General features: G+C 33.0%; 20 protein-coding genes. 16 read left to right on the top strand and 4 right to left on the bottom strand.

Features of this window, described 5'->3' with window-relative positions; translation table 11 throughout:
• Positions 1–4: 4 nt before the first annotated feature.
• Positions 5–1,033, bottom strand: coding sequence for a tRNA (adenosine(37)-N6)-threonylcarbamoyltransferase complex transferase subunit TsaD (gene tsaD / locus ACN0WY_RS15080; RefSeq protein WP_330489526.1), 1,029 nt, complete (start codon positions 1,031–1,033; stop codon positions 5–7).
• A gap of 197 nt (positions 1,034–1,230) precedes the next feature.
• Between tsaD and ACN0WY_RS15075 the strand changes: the two genes are divergently transcribed.
• The 5 genes from ACN0WY_RS15075 (at position 1,231) to ACN0WY_RS15055 (ending at position 10,269) form a co-directional block, all read left to right on the top strand.
• Positions 1,231–5,619, top strand: a complete 4,389-nt coding sequence (locus ACN0WY_RS15075; protein WP_417800892.1) for a translocation/assembly module TamB domain-containing protein — start codon at positions 1,231–1,233, stop codon at positions 5,617–5,619.
• A gap of 12 nt (positions 5,620–5,631) precedes the next feature.
• Entirely contained in the window at positions 5,632–6,555 is a 924-nt protein-coding gene (locus ACN0WY_RS15070; RefSeq protein ID WP_330489528.1) for a DUF368 domain-containing protein, read from the top strand.
• 33 nt (positions 6,556–6,588) lie between these two features.
• Positions 6,589–7,596, top strand: a complete 1,008-nt coding sequence (locus ACN0WY_RS15065; RefSeq protein ID WP_330489529.1) for a DUF368 domain-containing protein — start codon at positions 6,589–6,591, stop codon at positions 7,594–7,596.
• Positions 7,577–8,338: a shikimate dehydrogenase family protein gene (locus ACN0WY_RS15060; protein WP_417800891.1), complete on the top strand. Its 762-nt coding sequence runs from the start codon at positions 7,577–7,579 to the stop codon at positions 8,336–8,338. The genes ACN0WY_RS15065 and ACN0WY_RS15060 overlap by 20 nt, the downstream gene beginning before the upstream one ends.
• A gap of 86 nt (positions 8,339–8,424) precedes the next feature.
• The gene (locus tag ACN0WY_RS15055) at positions 8,425–10,269 is read left to right on the top strand and encodes a DUF349 domain-containing protein (RefSeq protein WP_330489531.1); all 1,845 of its coding nucleotides are present in this window, start codon (positions 8,425–8,427) and stop codon (positions 10,267–10,269) included.
• 460 nt (positions 10,270–10,729) lie between these two features.
• On the opposite strand, the gene ACN0WY_RS15050 is transcribed toward ACN0WY_RS15055, so the two are convergent.
• Positions 10,730–12,400 carry a M1 family metallopeptidase gene (locus tag ACN0WY_RS15050; protein WP_417800890.1) on the bottom strand — a complete coding sequence of 557 codons (1,671 nt, stop codon included), beginning with the start codon at positions 12,398–12,400 and terminating at the stop codon, positions 10,730–10,732.
• A gap of 91 nt (positions 12,401–12,491) precedes the next feature.
• Here ACN0WY_RS15050 and ACN0WY_RS15045 point away from each other — a divergent pair, with 91 nt between their 5' ends.
• The 4 genes from ACN0WY_RS15045 (at position 12,492) to ACN0WY_RS15030 (ending at position 16,200) form a co-directional block, all read left to right on the top strand.
• Positions 12,492–13,292, top strand: coding sequence for an SDR family oxidoreductase (locus ACN0WY_RS15045; RefSeq protein ID WP_330489533.1), 801 nt, complete (start codon positions 12,492–12,494; stop codon positions 13,290–13,292).
• Between the two features lie 124 nt (positions 13,293–13,416).
• Positions 13,417–14,070: a fructose-6-phosphate aldolase gene (gene fsa, locus ACN0WY_RS15040; protein ID WP_330489534.1), complete on the top strand. Its 654-nt coding sequence runs from the start codon at positions 13,417–13,419 to the stop codon at positions 14,068–14,070.
• Positions 14,071–14,135: 65 nt separating this feature from the next.
• Positions 14,136–15,788 carry a 2-succinyl-5-enolpyruvyl-6-hydroxy-3-cyclohexene-1-carboxylic-acid synthase gene (gene menD / locus ACN0WY_RS15035; protein ID WP_417800889.1) on the top strand — a complete coding sequence of 551 codons (1,653 nt, stop codon included), beginning with the start codon at positions 14,136–14,138 and terminating at the stop codon, positions 15,786–15,788.
• A gap of 1 nt (position 15,789) precedes the next feature.
• Complete coding sequence (locus ACN0WY_RS15030; RefSeq protein ID WP_330489536.1) at positions 15,790–16,200, top strand: DNA-binding protein; 411 nt, start codon at positions 15,790–15,792, stop codon at positions 16,198–16,200.
• 1 nt (position 16,201) lies between these two features.
• On the opposite strand, the gene ACN0WY_RS15025 is transcribed toward ACN0WY_RS15030, so the two are convergent.
• Complete coding sequence (locus tag ACN0WY_RS15025; RefSeq protein WP_330489537.1) at positions 16,202–17,428, bottom strand: alpha/beta hydrolase-fold protein; 1,227 nt, start codon at positions 17,426–17,428, stop codon at positions 16,202–16,204.
• 94 nt (positions 17,429–17,522) lie between these two features.
• Between ACN0WY_RS15025 and ACN0WY_RS15020 the strand changes: the two genes are divergently transcribed.
• The 7 genes from ACN0WY_RS15020 (at position 17,523) to ftsY (ending at position 22,362) form a co-directional block, all read left to right on the top strand.
• Positions 17,523–18,362, top strand: coding sequence for a 1,4-dihydroxy-2-naphthoyl-CoA synthase (locus ACN0WY_RS15020; RefSeq protein WP_125068180.1), 840 nt, complete (start codon positions 17,523–17,525; stop codon positions 18,360–18,362).
• Positions 18,363–18,462: 100 nt separating this feature from the next.
• On the top strand, positions 18,463–19,071 hold the full coding sequence (locus ACN0WY_RS15015; protein WP_417800888.1) for a fumarylacetoacetate hydrolase family protein: 609 nt from the start codon (positions 18,463–18,465) through the stop codon (positions 19,069–19,071).
• A 40-nt stretch (positions 19,072–19,111) separates the two neighbouring features.
• Positions 19,112–20,356, top strand: coding sequence for a competence/damage-inducible protein A (locus ACN0WY_RS15010; protein WP_417800887.1), 1,245 nt, complete (start codon positions 19,112–19,114; stop codon positions 20,354–20,356).
• A gap of 166 nt (positions 20,357–20,522) precedes the next feature.
• The gene (rpmB, locus tag ACN0WY_RS15005) at positions 20,523–20,762 is read left to right on the top strand and encodes a 50S ribosomal protein L28 (protein WP_047790661.1); all 240 of its coding nucleotides are present in this window, start codon (positions 20,523–20,525) and stop codon (positions 20,760–20,762) included.
• A 27-nt stretch (positions 20,763–20,789) separates the two neighbouring features.
• Positions 20,790–20,972: a 50S ribosomal protein L33 gene (gene rpmG / locus ACN0WY_RS15000; RefSeq protein ID WP_013070733.1), complete on the top strand. Its 183-nt coding sequence runs from the start codon at positions 20,790–20,792 to the stop codon at positions 20,970–20,972.
• 28 nt (positions 20,973–21,000) lie between these two features.
• Positions 21,001–21,153 (top strand): DUF4295 domain-containing protein, encoded by a 153-nt coding sequence (locus ACN0WY_RS14995; RefSeq protein WP_073183390.1) that lies wholly within the window; start codon positions 21,001–21,003, stop codon positions 21,151–21,153.
• A gap of 255 nt (positions 21,154–21,408) precedes the next feature.
• Positions 21,409–22,362, top strand: a complete 954-nt coding sequence (ftsY, locus tag ACN0WY_RS14990) for a signal recognition particle-docking protein FtsY (protein WP_330489540.1) — start codon at positions 21,409–21,411, stop codon at positions 22,360–22,362.
• 36 nt (positions 22,363–22,398) lie between these two features.
• On the opposite strand, the gene ACN0WY_RS14985 is transcribed toward ftsY, so the two are convergent.
• Complete coding sequence (locus ACN0WY_RS14985) at positions 22,399–22,998, bottom strand: nitroreductase family protein (protein ID WP_417800886.1); 600 nt, start codon at positions 22,996–22,998, stop codon at positions 22,399–22,401.
• Positions 22,999–23,031 lie beyond the last annotated feature (33 nt).

Here is a 23,031-nt window from a genome sequence, read left to right as displayed (position 1 = left end):
AGGTTTACTCTGTAACTTTTAATCTGGCCTTAGCTGTTACAGAAATATCAGAATAGTCGTTGTTTAAATACTTTAAATATCCAGCAATGGCAATCATAGCAGCATTATCTGTGGTATATTCAAATTTAGGAATATAGGTTGTCCAACCCCAATGTTTTTCAGCTAAAGTTAAACGCTTTCGTATTTCTGAATTGGCAGAAACGCCACCAGCAATTGCTATATGCTTAATACTGGTTTGTTTTACCGTATTTTTAAGTTTATCTATTAAAATTTCAATAATAGTATGTTGAATGGAGGCACAAATATCATTAAGATTTTCCTGAATGAAATTAGGATTTTCCTTTACATTTTTTTGAATAAAATATAAGATTCCAGTTTTTAATCCACTAAAACTAAACGCTAAATCACTTACTTTAGGTTTGGTAAATGTAAAGGCTTTTGGGTTGCCTAATTGAGCATATTTATCAATTAAAGGACCTCCAGGATAAGGCAGCCCTAGTATTTTAGCTGATTTATCAAAAGCTTCTCCAACTGCATCATCAATTGTTTCTCCTAAAATTTCCATTTCAAAATGATTGGTAATTTTTACAATTTGTGTATGTCCTCCGCTAATGGTTAAGCAAACAAAAGGAAAAGGAGGTATTTTACTTCCTTCCTCTTCAATAAAATGAGCTAAAATATGTGCTTGCATATGGTTAACATCTATCAAAGGAATGTTCAGCCCCAAAGCTAAAGATTTAGCAAATGAAGTTCCTACCAATAAAGATCCCATTAATCCAGGCCCACGAGTAAAAGCAATTGCATTTAAATCGTTTTTGGTTATGCCTGCTTGCTCAATAGCTTGCTGTACAACAGGAACGATATTTTGTTGATGCGCTCTTGATGCCAACTCAGGAACTACACCGCCATATTTGGCATGCACTTCTTGGTTTGCTACAACATTACTTAGCACTTTTCCGTTACAAATTACCGATGCACTTGTATCATCACAAGAGCTTTCAATACCTAAAATATAGATGTTTTCTGTACTCAAATCTTCTCTGATTTAGGGTACAAAAATATCGATATTACGTTAGATTTTCGTTAAAAATAACATTTCTTTAAAATAAGGCAGCATTTTTGCAGTTTGCTGATTACTTTTGTTAAATAGGATTATAAATAAGCGGGATTATTAAAAGATTAGGAAACATAATAGGTAGAATACTAAAGTATACAGTACTTTTTTTACTCTTGCTTTTTATTTTACTATCCTTACCTTTCGTACAAAGTCAACTTGCCAAGCAAGCAACGAATTGGGTAAATAAGGAATACAATACCAATATTGTTGTACGAAAAATTGACTTATCATGGTTTGGAAATATTCAATTAAAAGAAATTGAAATTCGAGATCATCATAAAGACACGTTAATATTTGTAAACAACTTAACAACTTCTATACAGAATGCGAAGCGTGTTTTAGAAAACCAAGTAGATTTAGAAGAGGCATCTTTAAGCGGTGTTCATTTTTATATGAAAACATACAAAGGTGAAAACAATGATAACATGTCTATTTTTATAGATAGTTTTGAAGATGGAAAGCCTAGAGACAGTATAGCTACTCCGTTTATTCTGAAGAGTAATAAAATTTCTTTAGAAGATTTAACTTTTAAGTTAATGGATGAGAACAAAGAGGCCCCTCTCGAGTTTGCTGCCTACCGTGCAGGAGCAGAATTAAACGATTTCTCTATTATAGGCCCTGATGTTTCTATGAAAATAAGAAACATGTATTTTACTGAAAATAGGGGGGTAAATGTATCAAATTTAGCTACCGATTTTACATATACAAAATCCTTTATGGATTTTAAGAATACAACTTTAACAACAGACAATAATACAAAGTTACAAGCTGAAGTTAGGTTTGCCTACAATCGAAAAGACTTTGTAAATTTTAATGATAAAGTTAGAATTAAGGCTAAGTTTCAAGAAAGTGTAGTTTCAGTAAGAGATTTAAACAAACTATACAATGAAATTGGTGGACACGATTTTCTGTATATAAGTGGAGATATTGACGGCGTCTTGAATAATTTTAGTGCCAATAATGTAAGAGTACACTCGAAGGGAGGAATGAGGATTATTGGAAATATGGGATTTGTAAACGCTATTAAAACAAGTAGAGGTTTTGTTTTTGATGCCGATTTAGATAATCTAACAGCTAATTATTATCAGTTACGAAGTGTACTGCCAAATTTATTGGGAAGAACGTTACCTACAGAATTTCAAAGATTAGGGAATTTTACTTTGAATGGAATCGTAAAAGTAACTCCGCAACAAATGGATGCTACGGTATCCGTAAAATCTGAAATTGGAACCGCAATCTCTGATCTTCAATTAACAAATATTGATAATATTGACAAAGCAGAGTACACAGGAGAGGTAGAGTTTAAAAATTTTGATCTTGGTGTTTTTGCAAATGATCCAGTTCTAGGAACTGTTTCACTAAAAGCGGATGTTAATGGAAGTGGATTTAATGTAGATAATATAAACACCATAATTATAGGTAAAATAAGTAGCCTGTATTTTAATGATTATGAATATAAAAACTTACAAGTAAACGGACAATTTCAAAATAAAAAGTTTGATGGTTTGTTAAATGCAGCTGATGATAATTTTAAACTGAAATTTGAAGGGTTAGCGGATTTTTCATCTGAGATTAACAAATTCGACTTCATTGCTGCTGTTGATAGAATAGACTTGAAAAAAACAAACTTATTTACCCGTGATAGTATTGCTGAACTTAAGGGGAACATCAATTTAAATATCTCTGGAAATACCTTTGATGATATTATTGGAAAAGCAACCTTTAAAAACTTAATTTATACCAACCAAAAACAAAGTTATCCATTTAAGAGTTTTGAAGTAAATTCATCAGTAAAAGATAGCATAAAAACTATTGAAGTAAATTCAGAAGATATTGTGAAAGGATATGTAAAAGGTAAGTTTTCTTTTGAAGAGTTGTTGCCTATCACTCAAAATGCCTTAGGTAGTGTATACACAAACTATCGCCCGCATGAAGTGGCGCCAAATCAGTTTTTAGATTTTGATTTCACAATTTATAACCAAATAATTGATGTTTTTTTACCAAATATTTCTATAGGAAAGAATACACGATTAAAAGGACGTATCAATTCAGACAAGAACTCGTTAAAACTTACGTTTGAATCTCCTGAAATAAATGCATATAAAAACATAATAGAAGGAGTGGTGTTAAGGTTGGATAATAAAAACCCTTTATACAGTACTCACTTAACCGCAAATAAAGTAAATACAAAGTACTATAACATTGAAAAATTGAACCTATTAAACCGTACAAAAAATGATACGCTATTTTTTAAATCGGTTTTTAAAGGAGGAAAGGATTATGAAGAAAGTTTTAGCTTAGATTTCTTTTATACAATAAATGAATTTCAAAAATCTGTTGTAGGAATTCAAAAGTCGAAGCTATATTACAAGGGGTTTGATTGGGAAGTAAATCCAAATGACGATAAAAATAACAAAGTAACATTTGATTTGCAAAAAGATGATTTTACCATTAGTCCTTTTGTTTTTAAATCTGGAGAGCAACGAATAGATTTTAAAGGCATTGTAAGAGATAGTACTTATAAAGATATAGAAGCAGATTTTAACAAAGTTAAACTAGCGAGCTTTTTACCCCCTATTGATAGTTTAAAACTAGATGGAAAATTAAACGGAAGGTTAGCGTTTAAGCAAGAAAACGAAACCTTGGCCCCAGAAGGGAATTTGTATGTAGAGAATTTTTATATAAATGATTACTCACAAGGGAATTTAGCATTGAATATTACAGGAGAGAATTCTTATGAGAAATACAATGTTAATATATCTCTAGAAAATGAAAACGCAAAGCATATATCAGCTACAGGTGGGGTCGATTTTTCACAAGACAGGCCTGTTATAGATTTAGATATTTATCTGAAAGAGTATGATATTGCAGCTTTCAGTCCGCTTGGAGAAGACGTTTTGTCTAAACTTAGAGGAAAGGTAACAGGAGATTTTACTGCAAAAGGTTATTTGAGAAACCCCGACTTTAACGGAGTCTTAAATTTTGAAAATGCAGGATTAGCTTTTCCGTATTTGAATGTAGATTTTGATTTAAAAGGAAATACAAGTATTGTTTTAGACAAACAAGAATTTATTTTAAAAGACATTATTCTAGAAGATACAAAATACCTAACTCAGGGAGATTTGTCGGGAAGTATTGTACATCAAAACTTTAAAGATTGGTTTTTAAATTTTGATATTAATACCCGAAACTTATTGATTTTAGACACACAAGAAACGGAAGAATCTCAATATTACGGAACTGGATTTTTAGATGGTGAAGCTAAAATTAGAGGGCTTACCAGTTATTTAGATATTGAAGTGAATGGAAAAACAAATAAAGGAACCTTGTTTGTAATTCCCTTAAGTGATGTTAAAACGATAGATAATTACAAGCTAATCCGATTTAAAACAGGAGAGGAAGAAGAGGGAACAAAAGGAAAAGTTATTGGAGATATCAAAGGTCTTGATTTAAGGCTTAATTTGGCAGTAACAAAAGATGCAGTCGCTCAGGTAGTAATAGACAAAGTTTCGGGAAGTGAATTAAAAGGAAGTGGTGAAGGAAATTTAAGAATAGATATTGATACACGAGGTAAGTTTAATATGTTTGGAGACTTTACTGTAGATAATGGTTTCTATAACTTTAAATATGCAGGGATAACCAAGCCCTTTATTGTACAAAAAGGAGGAACTATTTCTTGGAATGGAGACCCTTATGAAGCAGATTTAGATATTACAGCAGTATACAGAACCAAAGCAAATCCAGCACAATTGTTAGATAATATCAATTCAAATCGTAAAATTCCAATTGATTTATACACGAAAATTACAGGTGGGTTGTTTAGTTCAAAACAAGAGTTTGATATTAAAATTCCCAATGCAAATTCAACTGTAAGTTCTGAGTTAGAGTTTATTTTGAATGAGAATGATTTAAATACCAAAATGCAGCACTTCTCGTTCTTGTTAGCTTTTGGTACCTTTTATAATCCAGACGCCATTGGAAGTAGTGCAAGTTCAGGAATTACAGGAACCGCTTCAGAAATAGCTTCAGGAATTTTGACAAATATGTTAAATAGCGACGGAAATAAGTTTCAGTTAGGAGTAGGATATACCCAAGGAGATAGAGGGAATGTAAACAATCTTAATTCAGATGATCAAGTAGATGTGTCGGTTTCAACACAGTTAAGTGATCGCGTATTGGTTAATGGAAAAGTTGGAGTTCCAGTTGGGGCCAATACTCAAACCAGTGTGGTTGGAGAAGTAAAAGTGGAGGTTCTTTTAAATGAAGAAGGGAACCTAAGAGGTACGGTTTTTAACCGTCAAAATGAAGTACAGTACTCTACCGAAGAAGAAGGGTATACACAAGGAGTTGGTATTTCATATCAAGTTAATTTTAATAACTTGCGCGATCTAGGAAAAAAATTAGGTTTACATAAAAAAACAAAAAAGAAAGAAGTAAAAAAAGACACCTTAAAACCAAAGAAAAAGGGCTTGATACACTTTAAATCTAAAGAAGATAAATAACCAAACTATTTTATGAATAGAACAACTAAGGATTACTTTGTAATCATGTTAAAAGGTATGGCTATGGGAGCCGCCGATGTAGTTCCAGGTGTTTCAGGAGGTACTATTGCTTTTATTTCAGGAATTTATGAAGAGCTATTAGGTTCTATTAGCAATATTAATTTAAAGTTACTTAAAACTTTTAAAAATGAAGGTTTTAAATCAGCATGGAAACAGGTAAATGGTAATTTCTTAGCAGCTCTTTTTGTTGGAATTTTTATTAGCATTGTTTCATTGGCAAAAATGATTTCTTGGTTATTGGTACACCACCCAATTTTAGTATGGTCTTTTTTCTTTGGGCTGGTATTAGCAAGCGTTATTTATATAGCAAAACAAGTTACTCAATGGAATCTCGTTTCAGGAGTGCTGTTAATTTTAGGAGCTATATTGGCTTATTATATCACAACACTTAACCCGTTAGTTGCAGAACACTCTTCAATGTCGTTTATGTTTTTAGCTGGTGCCATAGCTATTTGTGCTATGATTTTACCGGGTATTTCAGGATCTTTTATATTGGTGTTATTAGGGGCTTATAAACCCGTTTTAGCAGCCGTAAACAACCGTGATTTTACAACCATAACATTTGTTGGTTTAGGGGCAATTGTAGGGCTGTTACTATTTTCAAGAGTTTTAAAATACCTATTTTTAAATTATAAAAACTATACCTTAGTTGTGTTGACAGGATTTATAATAGGTTCGTTAAATAAAATTTGGCCTTGGAAAAAAGTATTGACTTACAGAACGAATTCACATGGTGAGCAAGTCCCTTTTAATGAGCTGTCTATTTCTCCTTTTTCTTACGACGGAAATCCGCAGTTAATGTATGCAATGATCCTGGCTTTACTTGGTTTTGCACTTATTTTATTGCTAGAAAAATTAGCGGTAAAAAAGCACTAGAAAATAACTAACTTAGCGTTCTAATCAAACCGCATGTATAAAGAGCGCACGCTATCACAAAAAATAACCCTTTTTTTAAAAGGCTTGATAATGGGGGGAGCTAATAAAGTACCAGGAGTTTCAGGGGGTATGGTAGCTTTTGTAATGGGGTTCTATGAAGAACTTATTTATACTTTTCAAAGAATAAATGGCAAAGCATTTAAGTTGTTGTTTAACGGCCGATTTAAAAGCTTTGGAAGCTATACCAATTTACAGTTTTTAGTATGGGTAATGGCAGGTAGTATGTTTAGCTATTTTAGTGTATCTCTTATTTTAGATTACTTCTTGAGAAACTACCAATTATATGTATGGTCATGGTTTTTTGGAATGATTATAGGCTCTATTTACTATATATCGAAAGATTTTGGAGATTGGAAACTTAAGACGGTTTTAGGGTTAGTTATTGGAGCTTCGGTGGGGATTTCTATTAGTTTTATGACACCTGCTACAGAAAATGATAACCTTTGGTTTGTGTTTTTATGTGGTATTATAGGGGTTTCTGGGATGACATTACCAGGGCTTTCGGGTTCATTCATTCTCATTTTATTAGGGAATTATGTGCTGTTATTGGTAGATAGTGTAAATGTTTTAGGCAACGTAATTACAAATCTCTTATCGGGAAATTTTGAAGTACTGAATAACCAAGCAAAAGTTCGTTACTTAAAAATTATAGGAGTTTTTACAGCAGGTTCAGCTTTTGGACTTGTGTCTATTTCCCATGTTTTAGGATATGTTTTAAAAAGATGGCATCAAATTGTAACAGCAATTATCATCGGGTTTATTACAGGGTCATTAGGAGTTGTTTGGCCATGGAAAGAAACCATTTATAAAAAAGAAGAAGGAGTGTTTTTGCTAGATCAAAGTGGAAACAAAATTATAGAAAATTACCAGAGGTTTATTCCCAATTTTAATAATCAAGAAACATGGATATCAATTGGATTTATTATTATTGGAATCGCTTTAATATTAATAATTGATTTTTATGACCAAAAAAGAAAATAAGCAGTTATATGCTTTGGTAGGAAAGAACATTTCGTACTCATTTTCTCGTGGATACTTTACCGAAAAATTTGAAAAATTAGAATTGAAAAATCATGAGTATGTCAATTTTGATATTCAATCAATACATGAACTACCTCAAAAAATAAAAGAAAACAAAAAGCGCTTAAGAGGAATGAATGTAACCATTCCCTACAAACTCGATGTTTTTAATTTTTTAGATAGAATAGATAAGAAAGCCCTAAAAGTAGGAGCCGTTAATACTATTAAAATAACTAAAAAAGGAAGGTTAAAAGGATATAATACAGATGTGTATGGATTTAAGAAGTCGTTAAAACCTTTGCTAAAGAAATCCCATAAAAGAGCCTTGATATTGGGAACGGGAGGAGCATCAAAAGCAGTAGCCTATGTACTTGAAAGTTTAGGAGTGAAATATAAATATGTATCTAGAACCCCTGATGGAAAAAAGCAAATCTCATATCAAGATGTTACCAAAGAACTTATTGAATCTCATTCTGTAATTGTAAATTGTACACCGTTAGGTACACATCCGAATGTAGAGAATTGTCCCAATATTCCATACGAATTTTTGTCAGATAACCACCTATTATACGACTTAATATACAATCCGTCGGAGACCACTTTTTTAGGAAAGGGCAAGGAACGAGGAGCAACCATAAAAAACGGATTAGAAATGTTAGAGCTTCAAGCCGAAAAAGCTTGGAAAATATGGAACAATAGCTGAAATTTTAAAAACTAAAATAAAATTTGCTATTCTCTAAGAATCCTTATCTTTATAATCTAAATCAAAGGAACTTAAACATTGTAGATATGTTAGAAAATAACGAAGAGAAAGTAGAAAAGCCAATTACAGAAGAGCAATCGAAGGTTAGTAGGGAAACTGAAAATGCAGTTAATGAAGTTGAAAATGAAGTAGCCAATGAATCTGAAAAAGCAGATGAAAAGCACGAAATTCCTATGCTTGATTATGCTTCGATGGAGTTAGAAAAATTGGTAGATGAATTAAAAAAATTACTAAAAAGCCATCCAATTCAACAATTAAAATCTAACGTAGATGCGATTAAAATAGCATTTAATTCAAAGTTTGGAGCTTTATTGGCTAAGAAAAAAGAAGCTTTTCTAGCAGAAGGAGGAAATTCTATAGATTTTCAGTTTTCTAGCCCAGTAAAAACAGAGTACAATAAGTTATTAGGCGAATATAAAAGCAAACGTGATGCGTATTATTCTCAGTTAGAAAAACAATTAAAAGAAAACTTAGACAGAAGAAACAATTTAATTGAAGAATTAAAATCTTTAATCAAAGATGCTGACCCTAAAACGATGTATAATGATTTTCAAGAAATTCAAAATCGTTGGAAAAATGTTGGAGCTGTGCCTAAAACAAAGTACAATGATACTTGGAGAACTTACCACCATCATGTAGAACGTTTTTACGATTTATTACACTTAAATAAAGACTTTAGAGAGTTAGACTTTAAACATAATTTAGAAGAAAAATTACGATTAATTGAAAGAGCAGAGGCTTTGAGTGAGGTAGAAGATGTTAATGTGGCTTTTAAAGAACTGCAAGAATTACATCGTATGTGGAAAGAAGATGTAGGACCTGTATCAAGAGAGCATAGAGAAGATGTTTGGGGTAGGTTTAGTGAAGCAACTAAAAAAATTCATGATAGACGTCATCAGCATTATCGAGAGTTGAAGTCTAAACATCAAGAAATGATTGATGCTAAATTGGCAGTGGCAGCAGAAATTAAGGCTTATGATACCTCGAACAATAAAACGCACAACGATTGGCAAAAGAGTATTGTTGCGATAGAAAAATTGCGAAAAAAATACTTTGATATAGGGAAATTACCATACAGTAAAAGTGAAGCTGTTTGGCAAGAGTTTAAAGCGGCTACTAAAAAATTTAACTCCGCAAAAAATGCTTTTTACAAGCATGAAAAAAGCGCACAAAATGAGAATTTAAGAAAAAAAATGGAATTGGTAGAGCTTGCTGAGAGCTTAAAAGATAGTGACGATTGGAGCGAAACGACCAATACCATGAAGCGTATTCAAGCAGATTGGAAGAAAATAGGGCACGTGCCTAGAAAATTTTCTGACGATATATGGAAACGATTCAAAAACGCTTGTAACCACTATTTCGACAGGTTGCACACTCGCAAGAACGAGGAAAATAAAGAACAATTAGTAGTAGTAGAGGCTAAGAAAGAATTTGTAGAGCAAATTAAAACTGCCGAAATCTCAACCGAAGAAGATGTAGCAAAAGCCTTAGCAGATTGGAGAGCGTTAGGGGCATTGCCAAGAAATGCACGCTACTTAGATGAAAAATTCAATAAAGCAATGGATGCACATCTCGATAAATTAGATATGAGCAGAATTGATATTGAAATGATGAAATTTAAGGGGGTTATTGATACGTATTTAGCACAAGAAGATTTCAGGAAGTTAGATAGCGAGCAGTTCTTTATCAGAAAGAAAATAGATGAAACTGTGCGAGAAATGCAGCAGTTAGAAAATAATTTAAGCTTTATTTCTAATGCTACAGAAGATAACCCTTTGGTACAAAATGTACGTAAAGGAATTCAAGAGTTTAAAGACCAGTTAGACCTTTGGCAAGAAAAACTGGACTACTTAAAAAGATTAGATTATTAAAAAACACTCTATAATCATAAAAAAAACTCGAACCTTGTAAGGTTCGAGTTTTTTATTTAATTCTGAGTAAGCTGTTTCGCTACCTTAAGTTCAAAAATTGACAGAGTGATGATGGTTAAAGTTTCAACTAATATATAAGTCCAGCCCAAGCGAGTGAGGGTTTTCGAGTGATAGAATGCTACTCCAATAGGGAAGGAAGTATAGAACAGGTTTGCTATCGCAATCCCTTGTAAAAAAAGACTTTAGTTTACGATGTGTTTTTATGTAGCAGTAAAAATTATGGGCAAAACAGCTAGTAAGTAAAGATAAGAAACTGGATGCCAATAATATTTTGAACGTTTACTAGTACAACACTCAATAAAAAAGCAGATAGAACTGCTCCTAATCCGTCAATTAAGAACAGTTTTTGGAGGTAAGTGTACAACTTTTTAAGAATCGTTTAATTAAGGATACAGCTATTTTAAACGGATTTAGAGTTAACGTAATAATTCTTGTCAACTTCAATAACATTCCCTTCAATAGTTTTTGTTTGCCAATTCTCAGTAGGATTCAGAAACTCCTCTTTTCCATCAATAGTTACTTTGATAGGCATATTGAATCCTTTAACAACATTATTCCAACGGTATTTTAAGGTGTTGTTTTTTAGTGTATACTCCAACTCTGGAATTTTTATTGTACGTAAATATTGGTCGAATATTTTACTTAAATCAATTTCAGACTTTTCAATTAAATACTTTTCAACCTCTTGAGTGCTTACCGTTTTGTGGTAAAAATCAGCATTCAAACCACGTAAAATTTGTCGCCATTTTTCATCATCGTTTATTAATTGGCGAATTGTATGAAGCATATTTGCTCCTTTGTAATACATATCTCCAGAACCTTCGTTGTTTACATCGTAATGACCAATAATTGGTTTGTCATTTTGAATAGAACTTCGTGTTCCAATAACATATTCGGCAGCAGCTTTTTTACCATAGTAATAATCTAAAAATAAGTTTTCAGAATAGGCTGTAAAGCTTTCGTGAATCCACATATCGGCAATATCTACATTCGTAATATTGTTAGCAAACCATTCGTGACCTGCTTCGTGAATAATAATAAAGTCAAATTTCAATCCCCAACCAGTTCCAGATAAATCTCTACCCAAGTACCCATTTTGGTATTGATTTCCATACGTAACAGAGCTTTGATGCTCCATTCCTAAATAGGGAACTTCCACCAGTTTAAATCCGTCTTCATAAAAAGGGTATTTACCAAACCAATGCTCAAAAGCTTTCATCATTTTAGGAGCATCTTTAAATTGCTTTTTGGCTTTTTTAAGATTGTCACGCAACACGTAATAGTTCATATCCAACAGCCCGTCTTCACCCTCATATTTTTCAGAAAAATGTACGTAATCTCCAATATTAACATTTACTCCGTAGTTGTTTATAGGATTGTCTACGAACCAATGGTAAGTAGTTGTATCGTCATGGTGTTGTTCGATATTACGCAAACGTCCATTAGAAACATCCATTAAGTTTTTAGGTACGCGAACACTAATAGCCATACTATCTACTTCGTCATACATATGATCTTTATTAGGCCACCAAACACTGGCTCCTAATCCTTGGCAAGAAGTGGCAATAAAATGATTGCCATTACTGTCTTTCTTCCATGAAAAACCACCGTCCCAAGGAGCTCTGATGGCCTCTTTAGGTTTTCCTTCATAATATACATCAACAGCATTTATTGCACCTTTCTTTTGAGGAGATTGTAGTTGAATAAAGTGTGCGTTGCCTTCAGAAATAACATGTAGCTCTTTATTGTTTTGAATAACCTTGGTTATTTTTAAAGGAGGCTGTAAATCTATTTGTAAAACCTGATGAGGTTTTAAGACCGTATATTGTACGGTGTTTTTTCCCTTAATAAACTTTTTGTCAGGATTAACGGTTATATTAAGATGGTAATAAGTTAAATCCCACCACGATCTTTCAGGAGTAATAGAACCACGCAAAGAATCTTGGCGTGTAAACGTTTCGCTTTTTGAAAATAACGAGGAACTTTTTTGAGCAGTTAAAGAAGAGCATCCAGCAATTAAAATTGCTAAAGATGTTATAAAAACAGATAAAGAAAATGTTTTTTTATGCATAGTATTTGTTCTTGAGAGATAAAACGCTAAGATAAGTTTTAAAGTTTTTTTATTGAAGCTAACTTTAAGATATTTGCTTAAAATAAGAACAATGTCAAAAACAGTTTTCATTACAGGAGCTTCTTCAGGAATAGGAAAATCAATAGCTACCTATTTACATGATAGCGGGTTTAAAGTCTACGGAACAAGTAGGAATCCACAAAAAGTAACGACTCCATTTCAAATGGTAGCATTAGATGTAACCAATCAAGAGTCTATTAAGAAAGCTGTAGAAGAAGTAATCGCTGCTGAAGGAAAGATTGATGTGTTGATAAATAATGCAGGAAAAGGAATTACAGGTCCTATTGAAGATACTCCAACAGAAGAAATGAAAGAAAATTTTAATACAAACTTTTTTGGAGTAATTGACGTGGTTAAAGAAGTGCTGCCTTATATGAGAGAACAGCAGTCGGGAACAATTATCAATACAACTTCAATTGCTGGGTATATGGGATTGCCTTTTAGAGGGATTTACTCGGCCAGTAAAGGAGCGTTAGAGCTGGTAACAGAAGCGTTGAGTATGGAAGTAAAAAAATTTGGGATTAAAGTAGTAAATGTGGCTCCAGGAGATTTTGCTACAAATATTGCAGCTGGAAGATACCATACCCCTGTTTTTGAAAACTCGGCTTACAAAGAAAAATATGCTGAAAATTTAGCATTGATGGATGCTCATGTCAATTCTGGAGCAGACCCAATACTAATGGCAGAAGCAATCTATAAAATTATTGAAAGCAAGAACCCTAAAATACATTATAAAATAGGTGGATTTATGGAGAAATTTTCAATTGTGTTAAAAAGAATACTGCCTGATAAAGTTTATGAAAAACTACTAATGAATCATTATAAATTGTAAATTCGCAAACGATTTGTAATGAAATGAAATTAGGCATAAAATATTGTTTTATGCGTTGTTTTGTAGAGAGTTGAACTCTCTCGGAAATCAAGAATAAGAACACAACTACATAATAAATATACAAATGAAATTTTTTATAGATACTGCTAACTTAGACCAAATTAGAGAAGCACAAGCTTTAGGTATTTTAGATGGGGTAACAACAAACCCATCGTTAATGGCTAAAGAAGGAATAACAGGACAAGGTAATATTATCAATCACTACAAAGCAATTTGTGAAATCGTAGAAGGAGATGTTTCTGCTGAGGTAATCTCTACTGATTTTGACGGAATGGTGAAAGAAGGAGAAGCCTTAGCTGCTTTAAATCCTCAAATCGTAGTGAAATTACCTATGATTAAAGACGGTATAAAGGCATGTAAATATTTTTCTGATAAAGGAATTAAAACGAATGTGACTTTAGTGTTCTCAGCAGGACAAGCATTGTTGGCTGCAAAAGCAGGAGCAACGTATGTATCTCCGTTTATTGGTCGTTTGGATGATATTTCTACAGACGGTTTAAACCTAATTGCTGAAATCCGTCAGATATTTGATAATTATGCATTTGAAACTGAGATTTTAGCAGCATCTGTACGTCACACAATGCATATTATTGATTGTGCTAAGATTGGTGCTGATGTTATGACTGGACCTTTAAGTGCTATTGAAGGATTATTAAAACACCCTTTAACTGATATTGGTTTAGCTAAATTCTTAGCAGATTATAAAAAAGGAAACTAACCAACGAAGTTGGCTTTAGTATTTTGTCATTCCCGCGAAAGCGGGAATCTCATTTTTTAAAAGATATGTACCCAAAAAAAGAACTCGCACAATTAGTAGTTTCAGCCTGTAATCAATTTAATATTGATACCGTCGTGATTTCTCCAGGCTCTCGTAATGCTCCACTTACTGTTGGATTTTCAAATCATCCAGCAATTAATGCATTAAGCGTGGTAGACGAGCGTTGTGCAGCCTTTTTTGCAATGGGAATAGCACAACAAAAACAACAACCTGTAGCTATTGTATGTTCTTCTGGTTCGGCTTTATTGAATTATTATCCTGCGATAGCAGAAGCTTTTTATAGCAACATTCCACTAGTTGTAATTTCAGCAGACAGACCTAAACATTTAATAGATATTGGTGACGGACAAACCATTCGTCAAGAGAATGTGTTTGAAAATCACATTTTGTTTTCGGCTAATTTGATAGAAGAAGAAAGTCAGTTAAAAAATAATATCAGTTTATTAATTGAAGCATTACAGACTTCAATCACTCAAAAAGGGCCAGTTCATATCAACGTTCCGTTTGATGAGCCTTTATATGAAACAGTAGAAGAACTGACATTTTTTGACTTTTCAAGTGTTATTGCAAGTAAAAAGAAACAGTTTGTTGATTTAGATAAGTTGCTCCCTATTTGGAATTCTACAACTAAAAAAATGATTTTGGTAGGAAGTCATTTTCCAGATACTGAACTTCAAAAAATATTGAATGTATATGCAGAAGATACTTCTGTTTTGGTATTAACAGAAACGACTTCAAACATATACCACCCTAAATTTATCAATAGCATAGATAAATTAATTTCTAAGTTAACTGAAGAAGAATATAAAGAGTTACAACCTGAAGTATTAGTTACCTTAGGAGGAATGGTGATTTCTAAAAGAATTAAACAGTTTTTACGAAAATTACAGCCCAAACATCATTGGCATGTTGATGAGTTAAAGGCAATGGATACGTATCACTGTTTGTCAGAGTTTTTACAAGTAAAACCTGTAACCTTGTTAACAAGTCTTTCTAAGGAGAAGACAAGTGTTGAAAGTGATTACCAACCTAGATGGTTAGAAGAAAAAGAACTCAGAGCAGTAAAGCATAAGGAGTATTTGAAAAATTGTGAATATTCAGATTTAAAATCTTTTGAAATTATTTTAGAAAGCATTCCTAATGCTTCACAAGTACAAATTAGCAATAGTTCAATTATTCGATACTCGCAATTGTTTGATGTAAACCCTACGCTAAGAGTATTTTGTAATCGAGGAACAAGCGGAATTGATGGAAGTACGAGTACAGCAGTAGGAGCAGCCCATGCTTCAAAAAATCAAACAGTATTTATAACAGGAGATTTAAGTTTCTTTTACGATAGCAATGCATTGTGGAATACCAATATTCCGAAAAATTTTAGAATTATTATTTTAAACAATGCAGGCGGGGGGATATTTAGATATATCCCAGGACCATTAACAACAAATGCGGCAAGGTACTTTGAAACACCTCACGATTTAACAGCAGAATATTTGTCAAAAACGTACGGGTTTGAATATGTTCAAATAAAAGATTTAAAGAACTTACAAAGTAGTTTGACTTCGTTTTATGCTGAGTCGAATCAACCAAAAATAATGGAGGTTTTTACTCCAAAAGAAATAAATGATGTAGTTTTAAAGAACTATTTTAAAAACGTATAAGATGGAATTAAAAGAAGGTGACAAGGTCGATTTAGTAATTGGTGTTCAAACCGCTTTAGGGTATTCAGTATTAATTAATGAAGCGTATGAAGGCCTGTTGTATAACAATGAAGTTTTTAGTGATGTAGAGGAAGGAATGCGAACAGTAGGGTATATTAAAAAGATGCGTGAAGACGAAAAAATAGATGTTTCACTACGTCCGCAAGGTTTTAAAAACGTAATTGATTCAGACGTCGATATTATCCTAAAAAAACTAGAAGAAAAAGGCTTTTTGTTGTTGACAGATAAAAGCTCTCCTGAATCAATCAAATTTCACTTACAAATGAGTAAAAAAGCATTCAAGAGAGCTATTGGCAGTTTGTATAAGAGTAAAAAAATAGCATTACAAGAAGACAGAATAGTGTTAAAATAACCTATTCTTGTCCTTCTTCGTCTATAAGTTCTTCATCTGTATTAATTTTTTCTTTCTTTTTACTACCCATTAAATCGTTGACTCGTTTAATATTTTCATAAAAAGCATTGGCATTAGGGTCCGAAGGATCCATTTTACCATACGCAGCTTTGTAGTAAAAGTCTGCTTTTTCGTAGTCTTTTCCAAGCTCATGGTATTTACCTATGTAAAAGTCACCCATGTGAGAATCAGGGTATTTAATCATCACAAAATCACCTAAAACTCGTAAATAATCACCATCTTGTCTGTCAATTACAATATCTTCAATAACAAAAATGTCCTCCAAACGAACATTTAAGTTAGAACCGTATAGATACTGAATGTCTAAATATTTTTTCTCCACATACTTAATTGCATCTAAAGGAGCTAAATCTTTAACATTTGCTTCGTATTCTTCCTTAGTAATTTTAGAATATAAGCTAAACATTTGTGTAAAAGCTCTAGGAATAGTTTCTCCAATCATAGCTAAATAGCTTGGAGAAGAATCAAACTCATCAAAAACAACATTAAAGTTCTTAGCTTCATAGGACGTCAACAACGTTCTAATATCACTAAATCGATTGTATTGATTAGTGTCGATGTATTTTTTATTATTACTAGTATACAAAAAGTAAGTGTTATCGATGGCACCTAGTCTGTTAAGAGAGTACGACTCCATTATTGCAGGAGCAAACTGTGGAAAATCAGGAGTAATACAGATGTATGAGTTAAAAACAGGCTTTTCGTCTTTTAAATAATGAGTGATGAAATTAGCAGCTTTCCCTTCACCTACAATTGTCATAAAAGGAGAAGTCCTAAAGTTTCCTTCCATAAAAGGAATCAATTCATGTTTAATAAAATTAAAAAAATGCACCCCTGAAGTGGTTAAGGAATTATTGGAAGGGATGATAGAAATATCTTTTCCGTAAGTGTTTTTCATATCAATTCCCACAACAATTTGCCTTGGCGCCTTATCAACATTAGCATAAAGCTTGGCATTACCTACATATAAATCGAAAAGGTACTCATCACCTAAAACAATAGCTAGCGGATAATTAGTGGTTTCATCTAAATCATATCCTTTAGGAAGGTAGACTTTTATGTTTCTATCTTTTCCTAATTCTTTTGAATTGACTTTCTGAGTAATAACTTCTTGAGAAAAAAGACTAGTGCTAATTAATAAGGCAAATAATAAATATACTTGTTTCATATTCGGGGTAAATTATATCGTTCAAATATAGAAAAGAAAAATAAAGTTATTATGTTATTTTTGTACAACTAAATAACGACAATATTTTAAAATTATGATACAACCAGACTGGAAAGTTGCCAAAGAGTACGAAGATATTACCTATAAAAAGTCACACAACGTTGCGAGAATAGCATTTAACAGACCAAATGTACGTAATGCGTTTCGACCAAAAACTACTTCAGAATTATTGGATGCGTTTCATGACGCACACGAAGATACCAATATTGGAGTTGTATTATTATCAGCAGAAGGCCCATCTACTAAAGATGGAGTTTGGAGTTTTTGCTCTGGAGGAGATCAAAATGCACGTGGACACCAAGGATATGTGGGAGAAGACGGGTATCACCGATTAAATATTTTAGAAGTACAACGTTTAATTCGCTTTATGCCAAAAGCAGTAATATGCGTGGTTCCAGGTTGGGCAGTAGGAGGTGGACACAGTTTGCATGTAACTTGTGACTTAACCTTGGCGAGTAAAGAACATGCTATTTTTAAGCAAACTGATGCCGATGTTACGTCGTTTGACGCAGGGTATGGTTCAGCATATTTAGCGAAAATGGTGGGGCAAAAAAAAGCTCGTGAAATCTTTTTCTTAGGAAGAAATTACTCGGCACAAGAAGCGTATGAAATGGGAATGGTAAATGCCGTAATTCCTCATGATGAATTAGAGCAAACAGCTTTTGATTGGGCACAGGAAATCTTAGCAAAATCACCAACTTCAATAAAAATGTTGAAGTTTGCAATGAACTTAACGGATGATGGAATGGTTGGTCAGCAAGTATTTGCAGGTGAGGTAACTCGTTTAGCATATATGACAGATGAAGCGAAAGAAGGACGTGATGCGTTTTTAGAAAAACGTAAGCCAAATTTTCCTAAAACGTGGATACCTTAAAAGCCCATCCTAACCCTCCCAAAGGGAGGGGATTAGTTTGAGTAAATTATAAAAATAAAAGAGTATGATTTTTCCCCTTTGGGGAAATTAAAAGGGGCTTATGAAAATAATTTGTATAGGGCGTAATTACGCAAAACATATAGAAGAATTAGCAAACGAAAGACCAGAAAACCCCGTAGTTTTCTTAAAACCAGATTCGGCTATTCTTCCTAAAAAAATGCCATTTTTTATTCCTCCGTTTTCAAATGATATTCATTATGAGGTAGAGGTATTGGTAAAAATTAATAAGGTGGGAAAGCACATTTCTCCAAAATTTGCACATAAGTATTACGATACTGTAGGGTTGGGAATCGATTTTACAGCGCGTGATGTACAAGCACAATGTAAAGAAAAAGGATTGCCTTGGGAAAAAGCGAAAGCTTTTGATGGTAGTGCTATTGTTGGGGAGTTTTATCCGAAAGAAGAGTTTGACTTAGCAAACGTATCTTTTCAATTACAAAAGAATGACGAGGTGGTTCAAGATGGAAATACTTCTAGTATGTTGTGGAAAATTGATGAGTTGATTAGTTACGTATCACAATATTTTACGTTGAAAAAAGGAGACATTATTTTTACAGGCACACCAGCAGGTGTTGGTAAGGTGGCTGAGAATGACATTTTAACAGGAATTATAGAAGGAAAGCAAGCTTTTCAAATAAAAGTAAAATAAAATATCCCGCTTTGGCGGGATTCTTTTTTTAGATATATACATGAATGCAGAGATCATTACGATAGGAGATGAAATTCTTATCGGTCAAATTGTAGATACCAATTCTCAATGGATTGGTCAAGAACTTAATAAAATAGGCGTTTCAGTCTATCAAATATCATCGGTACAAGACGAAAAACAACATATTTTACATGCCTTGAAAGAAGCAGAAAGTAGGGCAGATATTGTTATTGTTACAGGGGGATTAGGACCTACTAAAGACGATATCACCAAAAAAACAATAGCTGAATATTTCAAAGATGAAAAGATTGTTGAATATCCCGAAGTAATTGATAATATCAAACACCTGTTTAAAAAAGTCAATCATCCGTTCAACGAAATCCAAAAGTATCAAGCACAGCTTCCTTCCAAAGCAACCTTGTTAATGAATCGCTTAGGAACAGCACCTGGAATGTGGTTTTATGAAAATAATACGGTTTTTGTATCCCTACCAGGAGTTCCATACGAAATGAAAGGGTTGATGAAGTATGATGTATTGCCTAAGCTCCAATCTACTTTTAAATTACCATTCATATTGCATAGAACCATTATGACGGTAGGTACAGGGGAAACAATTATTGCAGAAAGGATTTCTGAGTGGGAAGAGAACTTGCCTAACTTTATAAAACTAGCCTATTTACCGTCTTACGGAAGTGTTCGTCTACGATTATCAGCTAAAGGAAATGATGAAGAATTGTTAGCAAAAGAGATGGAAAAGCAAGTTGCTGCACTATATGAATTAATTCCAGAGATTATCGTTGGAGACGATAATGAAACATCCTTAGAAAAAGAAGTAGGAAAATTGTTAAAAGAGCATGGAAAAACTGTTGCCACAGCAGAAAGCCTGACAGGAGGAAAAATAGCATCAACCATGGTGTCCGTTCCAGGAGCATCATCCTATTTTATGGGAGGATTTGTTACGTACACAGCAGCTTTAAAAGAACAACTACTAGGGGTTTCTAAAGAAACAATAGATAAGTTTACGGTAGTAAGCAAAGAAGTAGCTTTGGCAATGGCAAAAGGATGTTTAGAGAAGTTACAAACAGATTATGCCATCGCTGTAACTGGAAATGCAGGACCAACTACCGATCATAACGATAAAAGTGTAGGCTTAGTGTATATTGGTATAGCAACTAAAAGTGGAGTAGAGGTTCACGAGTTTAATTTTGGGCAACCGAGAGAAAAGGTAATTAATAGAACGGTAACCAAATCTTTAGAACTTTTACAAGCTGCCATATTAAAATAAATTAGTATTTTTGCCGCCGTTACGCTTCCAAATAGGTTAGATGCTGAACCTAGTTTTGAAAAGATTAAAATTAATTAAAAATTTAATCGAGAATATTTTTGTGCAGTAAATTAAAATGCATAAATTTGCACCTCGTTTAGAAATAACACTAAAAACTGTCAAGAAGATGTCTAGAGTTTGTGAATTAACAGGAAAAAAAGCGATGGTAGGTAACAATGTATCTCACGCTTTAAATAGAACTAAAAGAAGATTTAACGCTAATTTAATGACGAAGCGTTTTTATATTCCAGAAGAAGATAAATGGGTAACGTTAAAAGTATCTGCTTCTGCATTAAAAAATATTAATAAAAAAGGAATCTCTGCGGTTATTAAAGAAGCTAGAGAAAAAGGTTTCTTAACTAAATAATTCCTTACTAGATAAAATTTTAGAGAGATGGCAAAAAAAGGAAACAGAGTTCAAGTAATTTTAGAGTGTACTGAGCACAAAGCTTCTGGTCAACCAGGAACTTCTCGTTATATTACAACAAAGAACAAAAAGAATACTCCTGATAGAATGGAATTAAAGAAATTTAATCCAATCTTAAAGAAGATGACAGTTCATAAAGAAATTAAATAATAAGCTACGGCGTAAACTTTAATATAAAATGGCAAAGAAATCAGTAGCATCGTTACAAACAGGTTCGAAAAGATTAACCAAAGCTATCAAAATGGTAAAGTCTCCAAAATCAGGAGCGTATACTTTTGTTGAGGCTATTATGGATCCAGAAAGCGTGAATGACTTTTTAGCAAAAAAGTAATTCTTGTATACAGTTTAAAGAAAAGCTACTTTCATTAGAGAGTAGCTTTTTTTATATTTGACAGTCTCAAGTTTTTAGTGCAATTTAAAAATTTGGGCGTTACCCTAGTGGGTCGGGCTTTCGGCAGTCGCTTCCCGAAGAATCGGGAGTGCTTCAACAAACGCCTCAATCCCTAACGCAAGGGTAATGACAATTTGACCGTATTAACAAAACGGTATAGTTTTTAACCTATGTAAGCGATTATAATATTTAAAAATGAGTTTTTTTAAGAACATCTTCTCGAAAGAGAAAAAGGAAACCCTAGACAAAGGGTTGGAAAAAACCAAATCAAGTTTTTTCTCTAAATTATCAAAAGCAGTTGCTGGTAAAGCAAAGGTTGATGATGATGTGTTAGATAATTTAGAAGAAGTATTGGTATCGTCTGATGTAGGAGTAGAAACTACCCTTAAAATCATAGATAGAATAGAAGAACGCGTATCTCGTGATAAGTATTTAGGAACTGAAGAACTAAACCAAATTTTACGCGAAGAAATAGCAGGTTTATTATCAGAAACGAATACTGGTGATGACACCGATTTTACCATTCCAGCCAACACGAAACCTTATGTATTAATGGTGGTAGGGGTTAACGGAGTAGGAAAGACAACTACGATAGGTAAACTAGCATCACAATTTAAAAAGAAAGGGTTAAAAGTTGTTTTAGGAGCCGCCGATACTTTCAGAGCAGCAGCAATTGATCAATTACAAGTTTGGGCAGATAGAACAGAGGTACCTATTGTACGTCAAGAAATGGGATCAGATCCAGCCTCAGTAGCTTTTGATACAGTCCAATCTGGAGTTAATCAAGAGGCCGATGTCATTATCATTGATACGGCAGGACGTTTGCATAACAAGGTTAATTTAATGAATGAGTTGACAAAAATCAAACGAGTAATGCAAAAAGTAGTGCCAGATGCACCACACGATGTATTGCTAGTGTTAGACGGTTCTACAGGTCAAAATGCTTTTGAACAAGCAAAACAGTTTACCAAAGCAACCGAGGTAACTTCGTTAGCAGTAACCAAACTAGACGGTACCGCAAAAGGAGGCGTTGTTATCGGAATTTCAGATCAATTTAAAATACCAGTAAAATACATAGGAGTAGGTGAAGGTATTGATGACTTACAAGTATTTAACAAACACGAATTTGTAGATTCGTTTTTTAAATAAAAAAATAAAAACTCCCAATTTGGGAGTTTTTTTACTTTAAACGGTTTCAATAACCTTATCAAAAGCCAATCTCGATTTAGGTTTTCTATCTGGTTGATTAAAATCTTCGTCATCCCTATAGCCAATAGCCACAGCAACAAGGGTTGCATATTCTTTGTTGTTTAAAATTGCGTCGTAATTTGCAGGTTCAATACCTTCCATTGGAGTAGCATCAATTCCCATTTCAGCACAAGCACTTAAAAAAATTCCTAAAGCCAAATATACCTGCTTACCAAACCAAGCTTTAATCTCTTCTTCAGTTTTTGGTTTTATAAACTCTTTATAATAATTTACAGCTCCTTCTGGTAGTTCTTCCTCAATTTGTTTTTCAAATAATGCTATGTCATTAATTCTGTTAAACACCACAACAGTATCGCTTTCAAGAACCTTGCTAGTATTTAACCAAGATACTTTTGAAAGTTGTTCTTTAGTATCGGTGTCAGAAACAAAAGTAAATTTCCAAGGTTGGCTATTGATAGAAGACGGACTTAATTGTAAAACCTGTTGTAATTCTCTAATTTTTTCAGATTCAATTTTTTTTGAAGCATCGTATTTTTTAGTTGTATAACGTTGCTGCATAGATGTTATAAAGCTCATATTTTATTTTTTTAAATTAAACTATAAAAATTA

This window comes from Tenacibaculum sp., from assembly GCF_048269885.1.
GTDB lineage: Bacteria > Bacteroidota > Bacteroidia > Flavobacteriales > Flavobacteriaceae > Polaribacter.
Note: the sequence above shows the minus strand (reverse complement) of the source record. Positions and strands in the feature narration are given on the sequence as shown.

What these genes read in the sequence shown, in the direction of transcription:
- ACN0WY_RS15010 (WP_417800887.1), top strand. Translation starts at nt 19,112, where the DNA reads ATGAATGCAGAGATCATTACGATAGGAGATGAAATTCTTATCGGTCAA.
- ACN0WY_RS15030 (WP_330489536.1), top strand. Translation starts at nt 15,790, where the DNA reads ATGGAATTAAAAGAAGGTGACAAGGTCGATTTAGTAATTGGTGTTCAA.
- ACN0WY_RS15020 (WP_125068180.1), top strand. Translation starts at nt 17,523, where the DNA reads ATGATACAACCAGACTGGAAAGTTGCCAAAGAGTACGAAGATATTACC.
- ACN0WY_RS15045 (WP_330489533.1), top strand. Translation starts at nt 12,492, where the DNA reads ATGTCAAAAACAGTTTTCATTACAGGAGCTTCTTCAGGAATAGGAAAA.
- ACN0WY_RS15015 (WP_417800888.1), top strand. Translation starts at nt 18,463, where the DNA reads ATGAAAATAATTTGTATAGGGCGTAATTACGCAAAACATATAGAAGAA.
- rpmG (WP_013070733.1), top strand. Translation starts at nt 20,790, where the DNA reads ATGGCAAAAAAAGGAAACAGAGTTCAAGTAATTTTAGAGTGTACTGAG.
- ACN0WY_RS15025 (WP_330489537.1), bottom strand. Translation starts at nt 17,428, where the DNA reads ATGAAACAAGTATATTTATTATTTGCCTTATTAATTAGCACTAGTCTT.
- rpmB (WP_047790661.1), top strand. Translation starts at nt 20,523, where the DNA reads ATGTCTAGAGTTTGTGAATTAACAGGAAAAAAAGCGATGGTAGGTAAC.
- ACN0WY_RS15060 (WP_417800891.1), top strand. Translation starts at nt 7,577, where the DNA reads ATGACCAAAAAAGAAAATAAGCAGTTATATGCTTTGGTAGGAAAGAAC.
- ACN0WY_RS15065 (WP_330489529.1), top strand. Translation starts at nt 6,589, where the DNA reads ATGTATAAAGAGCGCACGCTATCACAAAAAATAACCCTTTTTTTAAAA.
- menD (WP_417800889.1), top strand. Translation starts at nt 14,136, where the DNA reads ATGTACCCAAAAAAAGAACTCGCACAATTAGTAGTTTCAGCCTGTAAT.
- ACN0WY_RS15070 (WP_330489528.1), top strand. Translation starts at nt 5,632, where the DNA reads ATGAATAGAACAACTAAGGATTACTTTGTAATCATGTTAAAAGGTATG.
- fsa (WP_330489534.1), top strand. Translation starts at nt 13,417, where the DNA reads ATGAAATTTTTTATAGATACTGCTAACTTAGACCAAATTAGAGAAGCA.
- ACN0WY_RS15055 (WP_330489531.1), top strand. Translation starts at nt 8,425, where the DNA reads ATGTTAGAAAATAACGAAGAGAAAGTAGAAAAGCCAATTACAGAAGAG.
- ACN0WY_RS14985 (WP_417800886.1), bottom strand. Translation starts at nt 22,998, where the DNA reads ATGAGCTTTATAACATCTATGCAGCAACGTTATACAACTAAAAAATAC.
- ACN0WY_RS15050 (WP_417800890.1), bottom strand. Translation starts at nt 12,400, where the DNA reads ATGCATAAAAAAACATTTTCTTTATCTGTTTTTATAACATCTTTAGCA.
- ACN0WY_RS14995 (WP_073183390.1), top strand. Translation starts at nt 21,001, where the DNA reads ATGGCAAAGAAATCAGTAGCATCGTTACAAACAGGTTCGAAAAGATTA.
- ftsY (WP_330489540.1), top strand. Translation starts at nt 21,409, where the DNA reads ATGAGTTTTTTTAAGAACATCTTCTCGAAAGAGAAAAAGGAAACCCTA.